This window comes from uncultured Bradyrhizobium sp. (assembly GCF_936943645.1).
Taxonomy (GTDB): domain Bacteria; phylum Pseudomonadota; class Alphaproteobacteria; order Rhizobiales; family Xanthobacteraceae; genus Bradyrhizobium.
Map to the genome: position 1 here is coordinate 1 of NZ_CAKZJO010000102.1, position 18,437 is coordinate 18,437.

Annotated in this window: 17 protein-coding genes; 4 read left to right on the top strand and 13 right to left on the bottom strand. The window is 65.3% G+C overall.

The genetic code is table 11. From position 1 onward, the window contains the following. Positions 1–137: 137 nt before the first annotated feature. Complete coding sequence (locus Q0743_RS29350) at positions 138–932, bottom strand: class III extradiol ring-cleavage dioxygenase (protein WP_298244940.1); 795 nt, start codon at positions 930–932, stop codon at positions 138–140. Between the two features lie 151 nt (positions 933–1,083). On the opposite strand from Q0743_RS29350, the gene Q0743_RS29355 reads away from it, so the two are divergent. After that, on the top strand, positions 1,084–1,263 hold the full coding sequence (locus tag Q0743_RS29355; RefSeq protein WP_097665084.1) for a hypothetical protein: 180 nt from the start codon (positions 1,084–1,086) through the stop codon (positions 1,261–1,263). A 21-nt stretch (positions 1,264–1,284) separates the two neighbouring features. On the opposite strand, the gene Q0743_RS29360 is transcribed toward Q0743_RS29355, so the two are convergent. Both Q0743_RS29360 and Q0743_RS29365 read right to left on the bottom strand, forming a co-directional pair. After that, positions 1,285–2,745 (bottom strand): carboxylesterase family protein, encoded by a 1,461-nt coding sequence (locus Q0743_RS29360; RefSeq protein ID WP_298244941.1) that lies wholly within the window; start codon positions 2,743–2,745, stop codon positions 1,285–1,287. A gap of 76 nt (positions 2,746–2,821) precedes the next feature. Beyond that, a complete protein-coding gene (locus tag Q0743_RS29365; RefSeq protein ID WP_245444573.1) occupies positions 2,822–3,001 on the bottom strand; it encodes a hypothetical protein in 180 nt (59 codons plus the stop codon). 262 nt (positions 3,002–3,263) lie between these two features. Between Q0743_RS29365 and Q0743_RS29370 the strand changes: the two genes are divergently transcribed. The 3 genes from Q0743_RS29370 (at position 3,264) to Q0743_RS29380 (ending at position 6,758) form a co-directional block, all read left to right on the top strand. Further along, positions 3,264–5,951 (top strand): alpha/beta hydrolase fold domain-containing protein, encoded by a 2,688-nt coding sequence (locus Q0743_RS29370; protein ID WP_298244942.1) that lies wholly within the window; start codon positions 3,264–3,266, stop codon positions 5,949–5,951. 132 nt (positions 5,952–6,083) lie between these two features. After that, positions 6,084–6,356, top strand: coding sequence for a hypothetical protein (locus tag Q0743_RS29375; RefSeq protein WP_298244943.1), 273 nt, complete (start codon positions 6,084–6,086; stop codon positions 6,354–6,356). A gap of 93 nt (positions 6,357–6,449) precedes the next feature. After that, complete coding sequence (locus Q0743_RS29380; protein WP_298244944.1) at positions 6,450–6,758, top strand: hypothetical protein; 309 nt, start codon at positions 6,450–6,452, stop codon at positions 6,756–6,758. Between the two features lie 283 nt (positions 6,759–7,041). On the opposite strand, the gene Q0743_RS29385 is transcribed toward Q0743_RS29380, so the two are convergent. The 10 genes from Q0743_RS29385 to Q0743_RS29430 all read right to left on the bottom strand — a co-directional run bounded on the left by Q0743_RS29385 (position 7,042) and on the right by Q0743_RS29430 (position 18,433). Beyond that, entirely contained in the window at positions 7,042–7,197 is a 156-nt protein-coding gene (locus Q0743_RS29385) for a hypothetical protein (RefSeq protein ID WP_298244945.1), read from the bottom strand. Between the two features lie 101 nt (positions 7,198–7,298). After that, the gene (locus Q0743_RS29390; RefSeq protein ID WP_298244946.1) at positions 7,299–7,820 is read right to left on the bottom strand and encodes a septal ring lytic transglycosylase RlpA family protein; all 522 of its coding nucleotides are present in this window, start codon (positions 7,818–7,820) and stop codon (positions 7,299–7,301) included. 255 nt (positions 7,821–8,075) lie between these two features. Beyond that, on the bottom strand, positions 8,076–9,728 hold the full coding sequence (locus Q0743_RS29395) for an NAD-dependent malic enzyme (RefSeq protein WP_298244947.1): 1,653 nt from the start codon (positions 9,726–9,728) through the stop codon (positions 8,076–8,078). Between the two features lie 165 nt (positions 9,729–9,893). Next, positions 9,894–10,886: a tripartite tricarboxylate transporter substrate-binding protein gene (locus tag Q0743_RS29400; protein ID WP_298244948.1), complete on the bottom strand. Its 993-nt coding sequence runs from the start codon at positions 10,884–10,886 to the stop codon at positions 9,894–9,896. A gap of 95 nt (positions 10,887–10,981) precedes the next feature. Next, complete coding sequence (locus tag Q0743_RS29405; RefSeq protein WP_298244949.1) at positions 10,982–13,321, bottom strand: mechanosensitive ion channel domain-containing protein; 2,340 nt, start codon at positions 13,319–13,321, stop codon at positions 10,982–10,984. Positions 13,322–14,166: 845 nt separating this feature from the next. Next, the gene (locus Q0743_RS29410) at positions 14,167–15,096 is read right to left on the bottom strand and encodes a polyphosphate kinase 2 family protein (RefSeq protein ID WP_298244950.1); all 930 of its coding nucleotides are present in this window, start codon (positions 15,094–15,096) and stop codon (positions 14,167–14,169) included. Beyond that, a complete protein-coding gene (locus tag Q0743_RS29415; protein WP_298244951.1) occupies positions 15,056–16,075 on the bottom strand; it encodes a branched-chain amino acid ABC transporter permease in 1,020 nt (339 codons plus the stop codon). The genes Q0743_RS29410 and Q0743_RS29415 overlap by 41 nt, the downstream gene beginning before the upstream one ends. Further along, complete coding sequence (locus tag Q0743_RS29420; protein ID WP_298244952.1) at positions 16,072–16,953, bottom strand: branched-chain amino acid ABC transporter permease; 882 nt, start codon at positions 16,951–16,953, stop codon at positions 16,072–16,074. Before Q0743_RS29420 ends, Q0743_RS29415 begins: the two co-directional genes overlap by 4 nt. 5 nt (positions 16,954–16,958) lie before the next feature. Beyond that, entirely contained in the window at positions 16,959–17,663 is a 705-nt protein-coding gene (locus Q0743_RS29425) for an ABC transporter ATP-binding protein (RefSeq protein ID WP_298244953.1), read from the bottom strand. After that, positions 17,663–18,433 carry an ABC transporter ATP-binding protein gene (locus tag Q0743_RS29430; RefSeq protein ID WP_298244954.1) on the bottom strand — a complete coding sequence of 257 codons (771 nt, stop codon included), beginning with the start codon at positions 18,431–18,433 and terminating at the stop codon, positions 17,663–17,665. Before Q0743_RS29430 ends, Q0743_RS29425 begins: the two co-directional genes overlap by 1 nt. Between the last annotated feature and the right edge of the window lie 4 nt (positions 18,434–18,437).

Consider the following 18,437-nt stretch of genomic DNA (forward strand, 5'->3'; position numbering starts at 1 on the left):
TCCACAAATACTTGATTCTCAGCCAAAATTACTGCGACCGGCTGACTCAGTACGATTAGCCGAAGGCGTAATCCGCCACCTTTGCTGCGGCAGGACGGCGGATTACGCTGACGCTAATCCGCCCTACGATGCTACGACTATCCAAACACATACGACGCCATCGCGACGCCTGCGACTTCGTCGACGAAGACGCGCTTGCCGACGTCGCTGCCCGCCGCGCCGGCGGCGACCATCAGCGGCAGCAGATGGTCCTCGCGGGGATGCGCGAGGCGCGCGCTCGGTGCGGTCTCCCAATCCACCAGCATCGCATTGCGGCGGGCCGGATCCGGATTGCTGATCGCCTCGTTCAGATAGGCCTCGAAATCGTAGGAGACCGGCTTGGACTCCGGCCGGTTGAAGCCGCGCATGTTGTGATAGGTCAGCCCGCTGCCGACGATCAAGATGCCCTCGTCTCGCAGCGAGGCGATCGCCTGCCCGACCTTGATGTGCTCGGCCGCGTCGTAAGCAGATTTCAGCGAGAGCAGCACGATCGGCATGTCGGCGTTCGGATACATCAGGCCGAGCGGCACGAAGGTGCCGTGATCGAAACCCTGATTGGGATCTTCGTGGCAGTCGACGCCGGCGCCGGCCAGCAACGCCTTCACCTTCGCCGCAAGCTCCGGCTTGCCCGGCGCCGGATATTTGAGGTGGTAGGTATGCTCGGGGAAACCGTAATAGTCGTACACCATCGGCGGATGCGCCGAGGTCGACACGGTGAAGGCATCGGCCTCCCAATGCCCGGTGATGACGAGCACCGCCTTCGGGCGTTCGGGCAACAAGCGCGGCAACCGGCCGAACTCCTCGGCGGTCCGGGCATATTGCACCCGCCTGTCCTCCATGAACGGCCAGGGGCCGCCGCCATGCGACAAGAACAGGGTCGGAAATCGCGTCATCGGGCTCGCCTCAATGGCAATACGCGCGCCAGTTCCGCGCGACCGGCGGCGAGCATAGGCAAACCGGCATGGTTAGCAAGTCGTTAACGATTTGCCGCCCAAAATCGGGCCGTGGCCGAAGCAGTCGGCCTGAAGACAAGTGAGACGTGAGATGAGGAAGTTTGCGCTGGGGGACGTCGTCAACAGTGACAAGGGCCGCCGCGGCATCGTCCGCGCCGCCTTCAAGTCGCGCGAAGGCCAGCAGTTCTACGCCGTCGAGAAGGACGGCGCGGTGGACTATCTGGAGGAAGACCGGCTGACGCCGGCTCCGCGCGTCGAGCTCGCGGCGTAAATCCGCTTCATTCTTGTCGCGCTAGCGCGCGAGCCGGTCGAGACGCTCCGCCAAGGGATCGTCGCCGCTCGCGATGCGATCGTTCGTGATCAGCAGCAGGCGGTCGCGGCTTGCGGCTCCATCCCAACGCGGCAGATCGGGACCGTTGGGATCGCCGGTCCTGGCGAAGTTGATCCAATAGGACCGTATGCGGCTTGCGACCTCGCGATCGCCGCGCGCGAGGATGCCCGCTCCCGGCACGCCCTCCACGCCGAAGATGAACTGCAATTCCCGCCCCTGCCCGCCCTCGGGGTTTGCGCGCCGGGCCTCGGGCACATAGGCGAAGCGATAGCGGAAGGTTGCCGCGCCGCTTGCGGCGTGCAGACGGGCCAGCAACCGTGCGGGCTCGGAAAAGACCTTGTCGGTATAGAGCCGTGCCGCAAGGTCGGAAGGCCTGGCGAGGTCGGGATAGAGCTTGCGCAGCTCATCGCTCGTGATGCCCGACGAGGCGACCTCCTCCTTGATGTCGAGCTCGCTGTCGAAACCGGTCTCGTCGCCGTTCGAGCCGATGATCAGGGGAATGCGGCTTTGATGTCCGGCGGCAAAACCCGCGGCAATGTCCTCGGTCACCAGACTGCCATCCAGCATCGGCGCGAAGCTGCGCCGCGATGTCTCCAGCAATCGGATTTCGGCGGCGAGCAGGCGTCGCGGTTCGACGGCGCGTGCATCCGCCGGCGATCCCAACACCGCCACGAACTGCCGGCCGATCGTTTCCGCCTCCTGCGCCGATCGCAACCGGGCGCGCGCGGGGATCGATTGCAGAATGGCCTTCTGGAACAGACCGCGCGCTTGCGCACACAGCATCAGAAGCGCGATCGACCTCGCGCCGGCGTCACGGCCAAACAAGGTGACGTTATCAGGGTTGCCGCCGAAGGCCGCGATGTTGTCGTGAACCCAATGCAGCGCGGCGATCTGATCCATCAGGCCGTAATTGCCGGAGCCGCTTTCCGAGAGCGCGGGATCGGCCAGCCAGCCGAGCGCGCCGAGGCGGTAATTGGCGGTCACCACGATGAGGCCGGCCTGCGCAAGCCTCGCGCCGTCGAACAGCGGCTCGTTCGCGGTGCCACCGATGAAGCTGCCGCCGTGAATGAACATCATCACCGGCAGCGGGCCGTCGACCCCGAAGGGGCGGAACACGTTCAGCGTGAGACAATCCTCGCTCGCCTCACGCCGCGCCGGCTGAAGACACGCCACGCCATATTCGTAGGCGGTGTGCATCTCCGAGTTCTCGGGCGTCGGCTGCGGCGGACGCCAGCGCAGCGCGCCGACTGGCGGCGCCGCGTAGGCGAGCCCCTTGAACGAGGCCACCTCGCCTTCGACAGCGCCGAGCATTTGTCCTTCGCGCGTCAGCGCAAATGGAAACTGTCCGACCGGCTGGGCCGTGGCCGAGCCGGCGAGCAAGGGGAATGCGGAAGCCGCAATGAGCGCAAGCAGGGATCGCATCTTCTGGGCATTTCGATGCGCGGAAACGTTTCCGTGAGGTTATGTCCGCGGCGCGCCACGAGGCAAGCCTGACGGCTCACTCACCGCGCTTTGCGAGGATCTCCGCCAGCGCGCGCCGCGCGATGATGCCGAGCTCACCCAGCGTGGAGTGCCCCGCCTGCGCGGCCTCGATCAGACGCTCGGCGATGAATCTGCGGCTGTCGTGATCGCCGCCATGCGGCAGCTGGCGGCAGGTCTCCTCCAGGACGACGTCCATGTTCGCTTTGGTCCGCTCACTCAACTCTGGCATGACGCTCGGTCGCTACGCGTGGCTTGTAACCGCAAGCATACACAGGCGGATCGGGCATGATTAGCCCGGGTGATCACGGCCATTGTGCATCGCGATGCGTGTAGCGCCGCAACATTCACGTGGCCACGATGCCGCCGCAAACAACCACCGAAGATTGCACTTGCTATGATGACAAGCTGAACCTGCAGCGATAGCCTGCCGGCAAAACGAAACATACGGGAGGAATGCCATGTCTGACGCGATGGTTGCTACACGTGCCTCCGAGGAACGCGGAACCGCTCAGCAGGTCGACGTCGCCGTGGTCGGCGCCGGATTTTCCGGCCTCTATCTCCTGCATCGCCTGCGCAAGGCCGGCTTCTCGGCCGTCGCCCTCGAAGAGGCCGACGACGTCGGCGGCACCTGGTACTGGAACCGCTACCCCGGCGCGCGCTGCGACATCCAGACCATCGACTACAGCTACACGTTCGATCCCGAGCTCGAGACGGCCTGGACCTGGTCGGAGAAATACGCCACCCAGCCCGAGATCCTGCGCTATCTCGGCTTCGTCGCCGACCGCTACGATCTCAGGCGCGACATCCGCTTCAAGACCAAGGTCACGGAAGCCCGGTGGGACGAGAAGGCCCAGCGCTGGCTGATCACCACCGACAACGGGCCGCCTGTCTCCTGCCGCCATTACATCATGGCGACCGGCTGCCTCTCGGCGCCGAAGCCGCCGGAGATCGAGGGCGTCAAGGATTTCAAGGGCGAGATCTATTTCACCGGACGCTGGCCGCATGGCGGCGTCAATCTCGCAGGGAAACGCGTCGCCGTGATCGGCACCGGCTCGTCGGCGATCCAGTCGATCCCGCTGATCGCCGAGCAGGCCGCGCATCTCACCGTGTTCCAGCGCACGCCGAACTTCGCGCTACCCGCGCATAACGGCCCGGCGCCGTCGGACCGCATGAGCCTGCTAACGAGCGACCGCGCCGCCTATCGCGAGCAGGCGCGCCAGTCGATGGCCGGCGTGCCTTATCCGCAGCAGACCGTCGTGAGCTGGCAATTGAGCGATGCCGAACGACGCGAGCGGTTCGAACGCGCCTGGGCCGCCGGTGATCTCGTCCATATCCTGACGCAGCTCTGGGCCGACCAGGCCGTCGACGTCGACGGCAACAAGATCGTCCAGGATTTGATCCGCGAGAAGATCCGCGCGGCGGTCAAGGACCCCGAAACGGCGGCGGCGCTGATGCCGGACGATCATCCCTTCGGCGCCAAGCGTCCCTGTCTCGACACCAATTACTACGCGACCTACAACCGGCCCAACGTCACGCTGGTCAATCTGCGCCAGGAACCGATCAAGGCAATCACGGCGAACGGCATCACCACGTCCAAGCGCGGCATCGACGTCGACGTCATCGTGTTCGCGACCGGGTTCGACGCCATGACCGGCGCGATCCGCGCCGTGCATCCGATCACCGGGCGCGGCGGCAAATCGCTCACCGACGTCTGGGCGCAGGGGCCGCAGAGTTATCTCGGTCTCACCGTCGAGGGCTTCCCGAACTTCTTCATGATCACCGGGCCCGGCAGCCCGTCGGTGCTGTCGAACATGGCGGTGTCGATCGAACAGCATGTCGACTGGGTGGTCGACCGCCTGGCCGCTCTGCGCGATGCCGGCTTCACCACGATGGAGCCGACCGAGACGGCGCAAGCCGGCTGGAACAGGCACATGGCCGACTGCGCGATGCTGACGCTGCACCGGCTAGCCAACACCTGGTACACGGGCGCCAACGTTCCCGGCAAGGTGCACGCCTTGATGCCCTATACCGGCGGCGTCGGCCCCTATCGCAGCATCTGCGACGAGGTCACCAGCCGCGGCATGCTCGGCTTCAAGCTCACCGGCCCCAACGGCGCCACGCAATGCAATGACGGCGAGGTGGTCCGCCTGCAGCCGGACGTGCGGCTGGTGCTCAACCTCCTGGCCACCCTCAACCTGCCGCCGATCGAGTCGATGGGAGCGGAAGGCGCGCGCGCCTTCGTGAACGAGTTCAACAAGGGCCGGCCCGCGGGTCGGCTGATCGGCGACATCGTCGACGGCACCCTGCCCGTCACCGGCGGCGCGCTGCCTTACCGGATCTACAAGCCTGCAACGCCCGGGCCGCATCCGGTCGTGGTCTATTTCCACGGCGGCGGCTGGGTGCTCGGCGACGAGCAGTCGGACGAGCCGTTCTGCCGCGACATGGTGCGGCGGACCGGCATGATGTTCGTCAGCGTCGGCTATCGTCACGCGCCGGAGCATCGCTTCCCGACTGCGGCCGAGGATGGCTACGCGGCAACACGCTGGATCGCCGAGCACGCCACCGAGCTCGGCGGCAGGTCGGGCCCGGTGCTGGTCGCGGGCTGGAGCGCCGGTGGCAATGTCGCCGCCGTCACCTGCCAGCTCGCGCGCGATCGCGGCGGGCCCGAGATCGCCGGCCAGCTCCTGATCTGCCCGGTCACCGACTGCAGCTTCGACCGTCCCTCCTACAACGACAATGCGACGGGCTATTTCCTGACGCGCTCGCTGATGTTCTGGTTCTGGGACCTCTACTGCTCGCCGGCCGACCGCACCGATCCGCGCGTCTCGCCGCTGCGCGGCAAGGTCGACAGGCTGCCGCCCGCTTTCGTGGCGACCTGCGAGTTCGATCCGCTGCGCGACGAGGGCATCGCCTATGCCGAGGCGATGTCGGCGGCGGGCGTCCCGGTCGAGCAGCTGAAGGCCCACGGCCATTTCCACTCGTCCTACACCATGGTCGACGTGGTGATCACGGGCGTGCCCGGTCGGGTGCAGATGGCGGAGGCCTTGCGGCGCTTCGCAGGGCTTCCGCCCAAGATCAGCAGCAGCGACGATCACGGCCACGGCCACGCCAGCCCGGGGCACAAGATCGCCGCGGCTGCGAGCTGAACGCGACGCGGCGGGGCGGGAACCTTTTGCCGACCGCCGCGTTGAGGCGTTGTGGCATTGAGATGCAGCGACAGGTGTAGGCCCCGGCACGCGGACCCGCGTGCTGGGGCGTTTTTTGCGTGAGGCGGGACGATGGGGGACGCGGTTGCGGAGTCAAAGGTCGATTTCGGTGCGCTTGCAGTGCTGAACAAATGGCCGTCACTGGGCAATCAGCGTCAGCCCGACCGGGAGCCTTACCAGGTCATCGAAGGCACGCTCGACGATTGCATCTCGGCGTTCATGGACAAGCCGGCGACAACCCGGCACCTCTATGAGATCCGCACCGCGGCGCAGCCGCCGCTCGTCACCGAAATCCTCTCGCCCGAGCACGTCCTCGAACTCTCGCGCCTGAGGGAATTCCTCTAACGGCCTTTCCGAAAATCGCGCTGGAACCTTCTTCCGGATTTTCCCGTTAATGGGGATCGAAGTCCGGAAAGCCAAGTCGCGAGTGCCCTGAGGATGCTTGAAGCTGGCCCATCATCTCCCGTCGTGCCCTATGGCGCAGACCAGACCCTGTTCGTGGTGATCGACCGCCGCGACAAGGCGACCGAGATCCGTGTCGAACGGAACGATCTCGAAGCCACGATCGGCGAGCTCGTCGCCGGATGCTTCAACGATCCCGTCAAGGTGATCTCGTTCAACACGCTCGAGCATTGGATGAAGGACATCTCGATCGATGTCGCCGGCGAGATCCGTGCACGCTGCGATATCGACGGCGTGAGGCTGCCGGACTATCTCAGCGACTTCGTCGAGAGCCATTCCCGATAGCGCGTCGCGCACGTTTGCCTGAAAGCACCTCGCGCCTTTGCGCGGACAACAAAAAAGCGCCGCTGCTGCGGCGCTTTTCGCGTGGTGTGAAACCTCAGTGGTGCCAGAACAACGCCAGCAGCAGAACGATCGGCAGCGGCACGCCAAGCAACCAAAGCAAAGCACCTCGTCCAAAACCCATGGTGTCCTCCTCTTTCTCCACTGCCCATATGACGCAGGAGAGGCCAAGAAGTTCCGCGCGTTTCGGAGAGGACGAATGCGTTCAGAGCATGGTTTACGGGCGTTATGCGCGGCGATATTTGCCGGCCATGACCTCGATCTCGCGGCGGCGTTCGTCGGCGAAGGTCTGGAGCTTTTCGATCGTCAGCGTATCGGTGATCCGTTTGGCGAGCCGTTCGGCGCGGGCGGCCTGATCTTCGAGATACTGGATCGTCTTCAAGCGCCCGCCTCCCCAACAGCCCCAAATTGTCTGGACACGCATGGTGCTTGAGAAGCCGCTAACAGCCGGTTAAGCGGCGGGCCGAACGCGATGTCTCCAACTCACTGCACCACGTCGAGCCGGACATTGGTGATGCCCTTGTCGACCATGCCGAGCGCCTCGGCTGCGGAGGGCGAGATGTCGACCACGCGGCCGCGGACGAAGGGGCCGCGATCGTTGACCCTGACGGTGACGAAGCGGCCGGAGGACACGTCGGTGACGCGCAGCTTCGTGCCGAACGGCAGGCTCGGATGCGCCGCGGTCAGTTCGTTGCGGTCGAACTTCTCGCCGCTCGCCGTCTCCGTGTCCGAATAGAAGCTGGCAACGCCGTGCGAGGCTTGCTTGGCCTCGCCCGGCGCCTCGGGAACGCGCGCCCGGCTGATCGGCCTTGGATGCAGCGCCGCCACCCGGTGCGGCCGCTCGACCGCGGCCTGCCGGCTGGTCGTCGCGAGATCCGCCTTCTGGCGGCCGACCGGCGATTGCGCGCAGGCGGCAAGCGAGGCGGCAGCGATGATGGCGAGCAGCAGCCGGGATGCGGCTGCTGGGGAAATCCGGGCAGTTTCGGCACGTGCGATGCAAGACATGGTACGCCCCTTCCGAACTGGGGCGGATTTTCGGTGGGCAATGAGGGCCAAACCTTGTCGGAACAAAAGCGGGCGTGGGGCCGCCGCCGTTTCGCACCGGCTGTGACGATTCCACCACAGTGATGCGTCCAGAATCGGGACAGATGGGCCCGCGCCGGCGCGCCTCACAGCGAGATCAGGCGCCCGCCGGAGGTCCGGGTGGCGCCTGACTACAGTTGGGTGTTCTTGCGCTGATCGCCTGTTGGTCTGGCGACGTCAGTAATGCGGCTCGTACATCTGGGACTGCACCAGCGCCTTGACGTCGTTGGGCGCCGGTCCATCCGCGAGGCCGCGCTGATAGGCGACGTCGGCAACGGCCGCGGCGATGCGGACCGAGACCTCGCGGATGCGCGGCAGCGCCGGATAGAGACTGCCTTGCGCGAGGTCCTCCTTGCCGACGCAATCGGCCAGCGTATGGGCGGCCGCCATGAACATCTCATCCGTCACCAGCTTCGAGCCGCTGGCGATGACGCCGAGGCCGACGCCGGGGAAGATGTAGGAGTTGTTGCCCTGGCGCGGCACGAAGCTGCGGCCGTTCAGCGTCACCGGATCATACGGGCTGCCGCAGGCGAACAGCGCGCGTCCTTCAGTGTAGCGATAGGCATCTTCCGCCGAGCATTCGGCCTTCGAGGTCGGATTGGAGAGCGCGAACACGATCGGCTGCTCGTTGAGCTCGGCCATCGCCTTGAGCACTTCCGGCGTGAAGGCGCCGCCGACCGCGGCCACGCCGATGATCGCCGTCGGCTTCAGCGTCTTGATCGCGGTGAGGAAGTCGGAGATCGGCGCCTGGCCGGTGTGCGCATAGCGCAGCTTGTGGCCGGAGAGGCCTTCGCGGCCGCCGACGACGAGGCCGCGGGAATCCACCAGCCAGTTGCGCCGGAGCGCGTCCGCCTCGGAAGCCCCCTCCGCCATCATCGCGGACACCACGAGATCGGCGATGCCGGTCGCCGCCTCGCCTGCGCCCAGGAACAGGATCTTCTGGTCCTTCAGCTTGCCGCCGGAGATGCGCAGGGCCGAGAACAGGCCGGCGAGCGCCACCGCCGCGGTGCCCTGGATGTCGTCGTTGAAGACGCAGGCCTCATCGCGATATTTATGCAGCAGCTTGAACGCCGAATGATTGGCGAAATCCTCGAACTGGATCAGCACGCCCGGAAACGTCTTTCGCGCGGCCGTCATGAACTCGTCGACGAAGCTGTCATAGGCTTCGCCCGTGAGCCGCCGCTCGCGCAGGCCGAGATAATAGGGATCGTTCAGCAGCTCTTCGTTGTTGGTGCCGACGTCGAGCACGATCGGCAGGCAGGCTTCCGGATGCACGCCGGCGCAGGCCGAATAGAGCGACAGCTTGCCGACCGGAATGCCCATGCCGTTGGCACCGAGATCGCCAAGTCCCAGAATGCGCTCGCCGTCGGTGACGACGATCAGCTTGGCCTGATAGGGCCAGTTCTTCAGGAGCTCGGCGATCTGGCCGCGGTCGCGCGAGGAAATGAACATGCCGCGCGGCCGCTGGAAGATCAGGCCGTATTTCTGGCAGGCGAGCCCGACCGTCGGGGTGTAGATGATCGGCTGGATCTCGTCGATATTGTCGACGACGACGCGGAAGAACAGCGCCTCGTTGCGATCATGCAGCGCGTTCAGCGCGACATATTTTTCCAGGTCCGTGGGCAGCGTGCGCAGATTGGTGAGGACGCGCTGCGCCTGCGTCTCCATCGTCAGCACGCATGGCGGCAGCAGGCCACGCAGGCCGAGTGCGGCGCGCTCGGATTCCGTGAAGGCAGTGCCCTTGTTGAGCAAGGGATCGCGCAGCAGCGCCATGCCTTGCGGCGGATTGGTCGAGGTCGATTGGGCAACGACCCGGGCAGGTCTATTCACGAATTCCCCCAAAGAAAGCTTCACATTGAACCGCGCGCATTGTCGGCCAGCGCTTCTTCGAGATCAAGGACGTAGCGACCGGGGCCTCGATTGTGATCTCGCACCGCAGCGAGATTTGCGCGAACGACTCGCAGCCGCGCGAGACGCAAAGGTTAACGCCGCGAGCTATTCCGGCTTGATGTTGGCTGCCTTCACGACCGGCCACCATTTGTCGGTCTCGGCCTTCTGAAACGCGGCGAGCGCTGCGGGTGTCTGCTGGTCGGGCGGTGGTATCTCTTGCCCCAGTTCGGCAAAGCGCTGCTTGACCGCGGCATCGGCCAGCACGGCGACGATCGCCGCGTTGATCTTGCCGACGATCTCCTTCGGCGTGTTCTTCGGTGCCCAGATGCCGTGCCAATAGGAAATATAAAGTCCCGGCAAACCCGCTTCGTCGACGGTCGGAACGTCGGGCGCAGAGGCAAGCCGCGTCGGCGAGGTCACGGCGAAGGCCTTGATCGCACCGCTCTTGACATGCGGCAGCGAGTTCGACGCCTGGTCGAACATGATGTCGATCTGGCCGGCGACGAGATCGATCATCGCGGGCCCTGCGCCGCGATAGGGCACGAACTGGAAATCGGTGCCGGTCTTGTCCTTGAAGAACACGCCGGCGACATGTGCGCCCGTGCCGGCGCCGGCCGTCCCGGCGGTGGCCTTGCCGGGATTGGCCTTCAGCCAGGCGATCATCTCCTTCAGATTGTTCGCCTCCAGCGACTTCCGGCCGACGATGAGCTGCGTGCCCATCGCGATCATCGCGACCGGCTCGAAATCGATGACGACGTCATAGGGCAGCTTGAAGATCGCGCCGTTCAGCACATGGGTGCCCCAATGGCCGATCGTGATCGTGGTGCCATCGGGCGCAGCGCGTGCCACGCGCGCGCCCGCGATGCTGCCTGACGCGCCTGCCACGTTCTCGACCACGACGGTGGTGTGCAGCTCGGCGGCGATCCGTTCCGACAGGATCCGTGCCAGCGTGTCGGTCGGGCCACCGGCCGCGAACGGCACGATGAGGGTGATCGGGCGCGATGACTGGGCGCCTGCCGGTGCCCACCACATCGCGCACCCGATCAACGCGCCAACGACGATCACATGACCGCGCAACACGGCCCAAAGCCCCCGCATCAGCCTCTCCCCCTTTTTGCCGCCCGCATGTCGTCAGCGGGCTGGAGGGCGAGTGAACGCTGCCGGACGGGCCGAGACAAGCGGTAAGTTGATCGCTATCCGGCTGCGCGCCGCGGCGTCAGGTTGGCGGCGCCATCGGCCGGCGGCGCGATATGCATCAGGATGGTCTGGGTGGCGGAGGCGACATTGATGCCGTGCTGCTGGAAGCGCAGCTTCATGCGGCGGTTGAATTCGCGCTGGACCGGCCAGCGTCCGGCTTCGGTGCAGCGGATCTGGCCGACGATCGAGACCATCGCGCCGTCGACCTTGTCGATGCCCCAGAGGTCGAGATCGCCCCGGATCAGCGCGCGGAAATCCGGCTCGCGGCGCATCTCCTCGACGATCTCCTTGAGGATCTGGCCGGCACGGTCGGTGTCCTCCTTGTAGGCGACGTTGACGCTGACCGAGGCGTTGCCGGCGCCGCGGCTGGCATTGGTGATGGTCGTGACCGCGCTGAACGGCACGATGTGCACGGCGCCGTCGCCCGCGCGCAGACGTATCGTTCGAATGGACACATTCTCGACCACGCCCGACAGCCCCGAGACGCTGACATTGTCGCCGACCTGCACCGTGTTCTCCAGCAGCAGGAACAGCCCGGTGATGAGATCCTGCACCAGCTTCTGCGAGCCGAAGCCGATGGCGATGCCGACGATGCCGGCGCCCGCCAGCAGCGGCGCGACATTGACGCCGATCTCGCTGAGCGCGGTGAGGCCGACGACGGTGGCGATCAGGCAGAGCAGCGCGGTGCGCAGCATCGGCTGGAAGGTGCGCAGGCGCGCGGCGCGGGCATAGTGCCCGTCGCGCGACAGCGTGTTGATCTGACGGTCCAGCAGCGCGTTGCTGGCTTCCCAGATCGCCGCTGCGATGAACACGGCGAGGCCGATGGTCACCACGGCCGAGATCAGCCGGCTGCCGATCTGGCCGCCATAGAACCAGACGATGGCATCCACGCCCCAGACCTCGAGAACTGCCACGAAGCCGATGAAGGCGATCACGCCGGAGACGATCTTGCGCAGCAGCGGCAGATAGCGATTGGCACGGATCTCGAGGCCCGGAAAGCGCTGCAGGATCTCCGGCTTGATGCGGAAGCCGCGGTCGATCAGGCTCAGCGTCACCATGATGGCAACGCGCGTGATCAGCGCGACGGCGATGGTGCCGACGAAATATTGCAGCAGCAGCGAATAGCCGTTGCGGATGTTGAGCGCCCACACCGCCCACAGCGCAAGATCGAGCGCGATGGCAAGATAATGCCAGCCGCCGGCAATGCGGTTGCGCAAACGTGCGGCGATGCCCTGCCGCTCGGCGGGCGCGCGGATGGCGTCGGCCACCTGGCGGCGGCATTGCAGGATGATGACGACGACGAAGAGGTGCACGACCAGCATCACCATGCGCAGCAGCGCGGCGTAGCCGGCGCGGTGCAGGCCGAGCAACAGCGCCACATTGGCGAAAGCGATACCGGTGACGCCGACGCCGACGATGCGGCGCGCCCAGATCTCGACATAGGCCGCGGTCTCGGCGCGGACCGGAAACAGCCCGAACGGCCCCGCCAGTGCCCGAACCACGCAAATGAGCCCGCGCGAGAACGCATAGGCGTTGACGACCGCAAGGATGACGAGACGAACGGTGGTGGGCTGGCCGATCTCGGTGCCCAGCAGCGCCGTCGCGACACCCACGAAGAGAAGCACGGGAAGCAATTCGAGGACCAGACGGCCGAACACGTAGGGCAGCCGCAGCATGACCTGCCAGACCCGCGCCAGGCTGTGGCGGCGCTTGTTCAGCTCGGGCGCGGGGGTGACGTCGGCAACCGACGACGGCGGATCGGCAATCGGCAATACCTGCGCCGGAAGATGCGCGGCTTGCGGCACGCGTTCCTCGAGAAACGCGACCGGGCGGCGGATCAGGCGGAACAGCACCCACTCGGCCGCGAGCGCGCAACCGACCACCAAGGCAAGCTTCCAGGCGATCTCGATCAGAAGGTTATAAGCCGCAGGATCGTTCGCGGTCCGCACGATCCAGTAGTAGAACGCCGGGAAATGCGTGATGGTCCGCGCCACGCTGGCAATCTCGCTCGAGATATCGCCGATCTCCTCGGACACCGTGAGCAGAAGCTGCGCACCGAGACCGTCGGCCGAGAGCGGGATCGGCGACTTCTGCTCGGGTGCGGGCGGCGCATTCTGCTGCGGACCGGATGCATTGGCGATGGCGCGCAACGTATCGATCATCTGCGCGCGCTTCCTGTCGTCCTGGAGCGTGTCCAGCGCGCGCTTGGCTTCATCGGGCGACAAGGCAGCAGCATTGTTCGTCGCCGGCCGGACCGGCTCGGCACGGACGCCGGAGAGAGAAAAGATCGCGAGGAAGAGAGCAGCGAGGAACGCCGGGGCAAGCTTGTGCGACACGAGGATTCCCTGGAAAAATGAATGCGCCGGCGGCGTCGGGACCGTCACCGCCGAAGCACATGCGTCATGTCGGATGGCCGTTATTCGCCCCCGCGCTGTGTCGGAAGTTGGCCAGCGGGACGACATTCTCTTGGCATTTGCCGCAATGCGAAGATGGGGAACCCGCGCTTCAGCGGCTCTCACATGCCGATGGAACGCGTTTCGCCATTCTGCAAGCGACAGGAAGCCGCCATGATGATGGGGAGACCCAGCGCGCCCCGAGTGCACAGCTCATCTGCAATCGCCCGCCTGTCATTCCGGGCGCCAGCCCGGAATGACAGCGAGGAGGAGGAGGAGAAAAGCGGGATGTCAAAAGGCACTCTGCACGGCGGCCTCGTCGCGGCCAGCCGACACGATTGACGTGATGCAAAATACAGCGCCGGGAAGGTAGGGGCTCTGCCTTACTGATGCAGCCCGCTAAACCTTGACCCGGCGTGCCGTTCGCGGTTTCTGCCGCTATGCGATAGTCCGAACGAGCTCCATCGCACTTAACGCGGCTGGATTTGCGGAGGTGGAGTCATAGACCTCCCCTTGCTCTGAGATGGACGTTACGCGTCGCTTGTTGGCGACCACGAACATGGTCCTCCTGTGACACAAAACTGTCAAGCGGGATCAGTGATGTGAGTGATCACAATTGGACGCACCAGTTCCACCATCGCAGCGCGGATGCAGCGGGGGAAAAACGATGACTTCATCGCCCTGTTTTGCCCGACACGACAAGATGATTTCGCAACGTCGAAAGCCCTTCCCGCCCCATCAGCAAGCCGTTGATTTTGCTGTCGCCGGCTACTGTGCATGGGGTTGTTTCACGATTTTTTCGTCTTGCCCTTCTTTTCTTCCTGCTCCAGCGCCTTGCGCACCTCGTCGAACTCCCGCAGCGAGGCCTTGTCGGCGCGCGGAAACTTGAGGTCGAGCTTCTCGAGCGCAGCATTGATCACCGAGCCGATCACGACGCGCGCGAACCATTTGTGGTCGGCCGGCACGACATACCAGGGCGCGTGGGAGGTCGCCGTGTGCCGGACGATGTCCTGGTAGACGGCCTGATAGCGCGGCCACAGCGCGCGCTCCTTGATGTCGTCCATCGAGAACTTCCACTGCTTGGCCGGGTCCTCCAGCCGGTCGAGGAAGCGCTCGCGCTGCTCGTCCTTGGACACGTTGAGGAAGAATTTCAGCACCACGGTACCGTTGCGGCAGAGGTAGCGCTCGAACGCCGAGATGTCCTCGAAACGCTCCTTCCAGATGCTCTTGGTGACGAGCTTCTGCGGCAGCTTCTCCTTGGCAAGGATCTCCGGATGCACGCGCGTCACCAAACATTCCTCGTAATGCGAGCGGTTGAAGATGCCGATGCGGCCGCGCTCGGGCAGCGCGATCATATGACGCCAGAGGAAGTCGTGATCGAGTTCCTTGCTGCTCGGCGCCTTGAAGGCATGGACCTCGCAGCCCTGCGGGTTGATGCCCTCGAAGATCGCCTTGATGGCGCTGTCCTTGCCGCCGGCATCCATGGCCTGGAACACGATCAGCAGCGACCAGCGGTCCTGGGCGTAGAGCTTCTCCTGAAACTCGATCAGCCGCTTCTTGTTGGCGTCGAGCAGCTCCTGCGCCTTCTCCTTGTCGAGATCGCCCTTCTCGTTGGTCTTGTGCGCCTTGAGGTGGAACTTGCCCGAACCGTCATAGCGGAACGGCGTGATGTAGCGATCAAGCTCCTGGGCGAGCGATTTGGACGGCTTCTTGCTCATGAGCGCGGGGCACCTTGCGTTGCGGCTTCAATCGGTCGAGCAAGCTACCAAGGATGCCCTTGGGAAGGAATATGATGAAAAGCACCAGCAGCACGCCGTAGACGAGGTTGTCCCAGCCGACCGCCTTGGTGCCGAAGCCGATGCGCAAGGTCTCGGCCAGGAGAATGGTGATGATGGCGCCGAAGGTCGGCCCCAGCGAGACGAACAGGCCGCCGACGATGGCCGCGAACACCATCTGCAGCGACACGGCGATGCCGCTGACCGTGTCGGGCGTGATGAACATCTGGTACTGGCAGTAGATCGCGCCCGCGAGCGCCGTCATCAGCGCGCTGAGCAGCGTGATCTTCAGCTTCTCGGCGGTGACGTCGACGCCGGCGGCGGCCGCTGCGTCCTCGTCCTCCGAGATCGCCTCCAGCGCGTAGCGGGCCATGCTGCGGTCGACCCAGTGCCAGACCACGATGCCGAACAGCCAGACCCCGAGCGCGATCAGGTACCACGTCGTCTTGTCGTCGAATTGCAGCGCCAGCAGCTTGTTGCCGGACGCCCGGTTCGGCGTGTAGCCGAGCGAGCCGCCGGTGTAGTCGCGCGTCGCCGTGATGACCTGGAGCACGATGCCCGACAGCGCCAGCGTCACCAGCACGAAATAATGCCCGGTGATGCGGAAGCGGAAGCAGGGATAGCCGACGATCAGCGCCAGCGCGCCTGCCGCGACCATGCTGATGGGAATGCCGATCCAGGGCGACCAGCCGAGATGATTCCAGAGCAGCGCGGTGACATAGGCGCCGATCCCCATGAAGCCGCCATGGCCGAGCGAGACGAGGCCGAACCGTCCCATCATCGACCAGGACGTGTAGGCGAACGACCAGATCAGGATCAGCACGAGGATGTGGAGATGGTAGGGATCGCGATACAGAAACGGCAACGCGACCAGCGCCGCCAGCCCGATTCCCCAAGCCGCAAGCCTTCCCTGCCCGATCATCGGCGCCTCGCGAGCAGGCCCGCGGGCCGGATGAACATCATGACGATGAAGAAGGCGAAGGCGAGCACGTAGCCCCATTCGAGGTCGGAGAACAGCCCGCCAAGCGAGATGATCTCGGCGAAGACGAAGGCGGCGATGAAGCCACCGATGAAATTGCCGAGGCCGCCGAGCACGCAGATCAGGAAGGTGATCGGCCCGAAGGAGAGACCGACGAAGGGGTGCACGTCATATTGCAGGACCAGCAAGCACGCGGCGAGCCCGGCCAGCCCGCCGCCAATGGCTGACGTGATGAGATAGATCCGCTTCGTATCCACGCCCATCAGCGCCATGATCTGGCGGTCCTGCGAGATGGCGCGGATCGCGGTGCCAGTGAAGGTGCGCGTCATGAACAGGTAGACCGCGACCATGCCGACCAGCGCGGCCAGGAACGACAGCAGCCGCGCATAGCTGAAATTCATGTCGCCGAAGGCCAGCACCGGCAGGCGGATGCCGAGATTGCGGAAGTCGATGCCGAAGGCGACGGTGGCAAAGCTCTGCAGCACGAACAGCACCCCGCCGGTCGCCAGCAGCTGGTTGATCGGCGGCGCGGTCAGGAGCGGCGCGATCACGAGATAATGCAGCGCCGCACCCAGCAGCGCGACCAGCAGAACGGTGAGCGGCGCCGCAATGAAATAGCTGAGGCCGTAATACTGCACCATGAAATACATGGCATACATGCCGATCATCACCAGCTCGGCGTAGCAGATCCAGGTGACGTCGATGACGCCGAAGATCAGGTTGAGCCCGAGCGCGAGCAGCGCCAGCACGCCGCCGAGCAGGATGCCGTTGATCACGGCCTCCAGCAAATAGATGTCGAAAATATCCAGGAACGCCTGCATGAACATCACACCCCGAGATAAGCTTCCTTGACCGTGTCGCTCGCCAGCATCTCGGCCGAGGTGCCGGACGCGCGGATGGTGCCGGCCTCGATCAGATAGGCACGGTCGACCACTTTCAGCACCTGCTGCACGTTCTGCTCGACGATCAGCACGGTCAGCCCGCTGGCGCGGATCCGCTTCACCAGCTCGAACACCTGCTGCACCACGACCGGCGCAAGCCCGGCCGAGGGTTCGTCAAGCAGCAGCAGCTTTGGATTGGACATCAGCGCGCGCCCGATCGCGCACATCTGCTGCTCGCCGCCGGACATGGTGCCGGCCATCTGGTGACGGCGCTCCTTCAGGCGCGGAAACAGGTCGAACACGACCTCGAGCCGCTCGGCATAATGGCCGCGCGCCTCCTTCATGAAAGCACCCATCTTGAGATTGTCGTCGACCGAGAGCTGCGGAAACAGCCGCCGGTTCTCCGGCACATGCGCGATGCCGAGGCTGACGATCTTGTGCGACGGCGTTGCCACGACGTCCGTGCCCTCCATCCGGATCGACCCGCGCGAGGGCCGGATCAGGCCGGAGATGACGCGCATCAAGGTGGTCTTGCCGGCACCATTGGGGCCGATGACGCCGACGGCTTCGCCGGCCTTGACGTCGAGATTGACGTCGAACAGCGCCGGGAAGGTACCATAGCCGGCGTTGACGCCGCGCAGCTCCAGCATCACACCCCTCCTGCACGGCGGCGCGCTTCGGCCGCCGCCGCCTGCGTGGTCTCGGCATCGGTGCCGAGATAGACCTCGATCACGCGCGGATCGCCGGCCACCGCGCTCGGCAGCCCTTCCGAGATCTTCTCGCCGTGATCGAGCACCATGACGCGGTCGACGACGCGCATCAACACGCCCATGATGTGCTCGACCCAGATGATGGTGATGCCGAGCTCGTCGCGGATGTTGCGCAGCATGTCGGCGGCCTGATCCATCTCGGCCTCGTCGAGGCCGCCGAGGCTCTCGTCCGCAAGCAGCAGCTTCGGCGCGGTGGCGAGGGCCTTGGCGAGTTCGAGCTTCTTCAGTCCCGCCGCGCCGAGGCCATCGACGCTGGCATGGCGATCGGTCGGCAGGCCGACCATTGCGAGTGAGCGCTCGGCCGCCTCTTCGGCCTTGACGCGGCTGTGGCGACCCTGGCCGTAGAAGCCGGCCAGCGCGACGTTCTCGAAGATGGTCAGCCGGCGGAAGGGGCGTGGAATCTGGAAGGTGCGCCCGATGCCGCTGTTGATGATCCGGTGCGGGGCAAGGCCCGCGATCTCGGAGCCGCCGAACAGGATCGAGCCCGATGTCGGCGCCAGCGTGCCGGAGAGCATGTTGAAGATCGTGCTCTTGCCCGAGCCGTTGGGGCCGATCAGGCCGAGGATCTCGCCCTGGTCGACCCGGAACGACACGTTGTTGACGGCGGTGAAGCCGCCGAACCGCTTCACCAGCCCGCTGACCTCCAGCACCAAA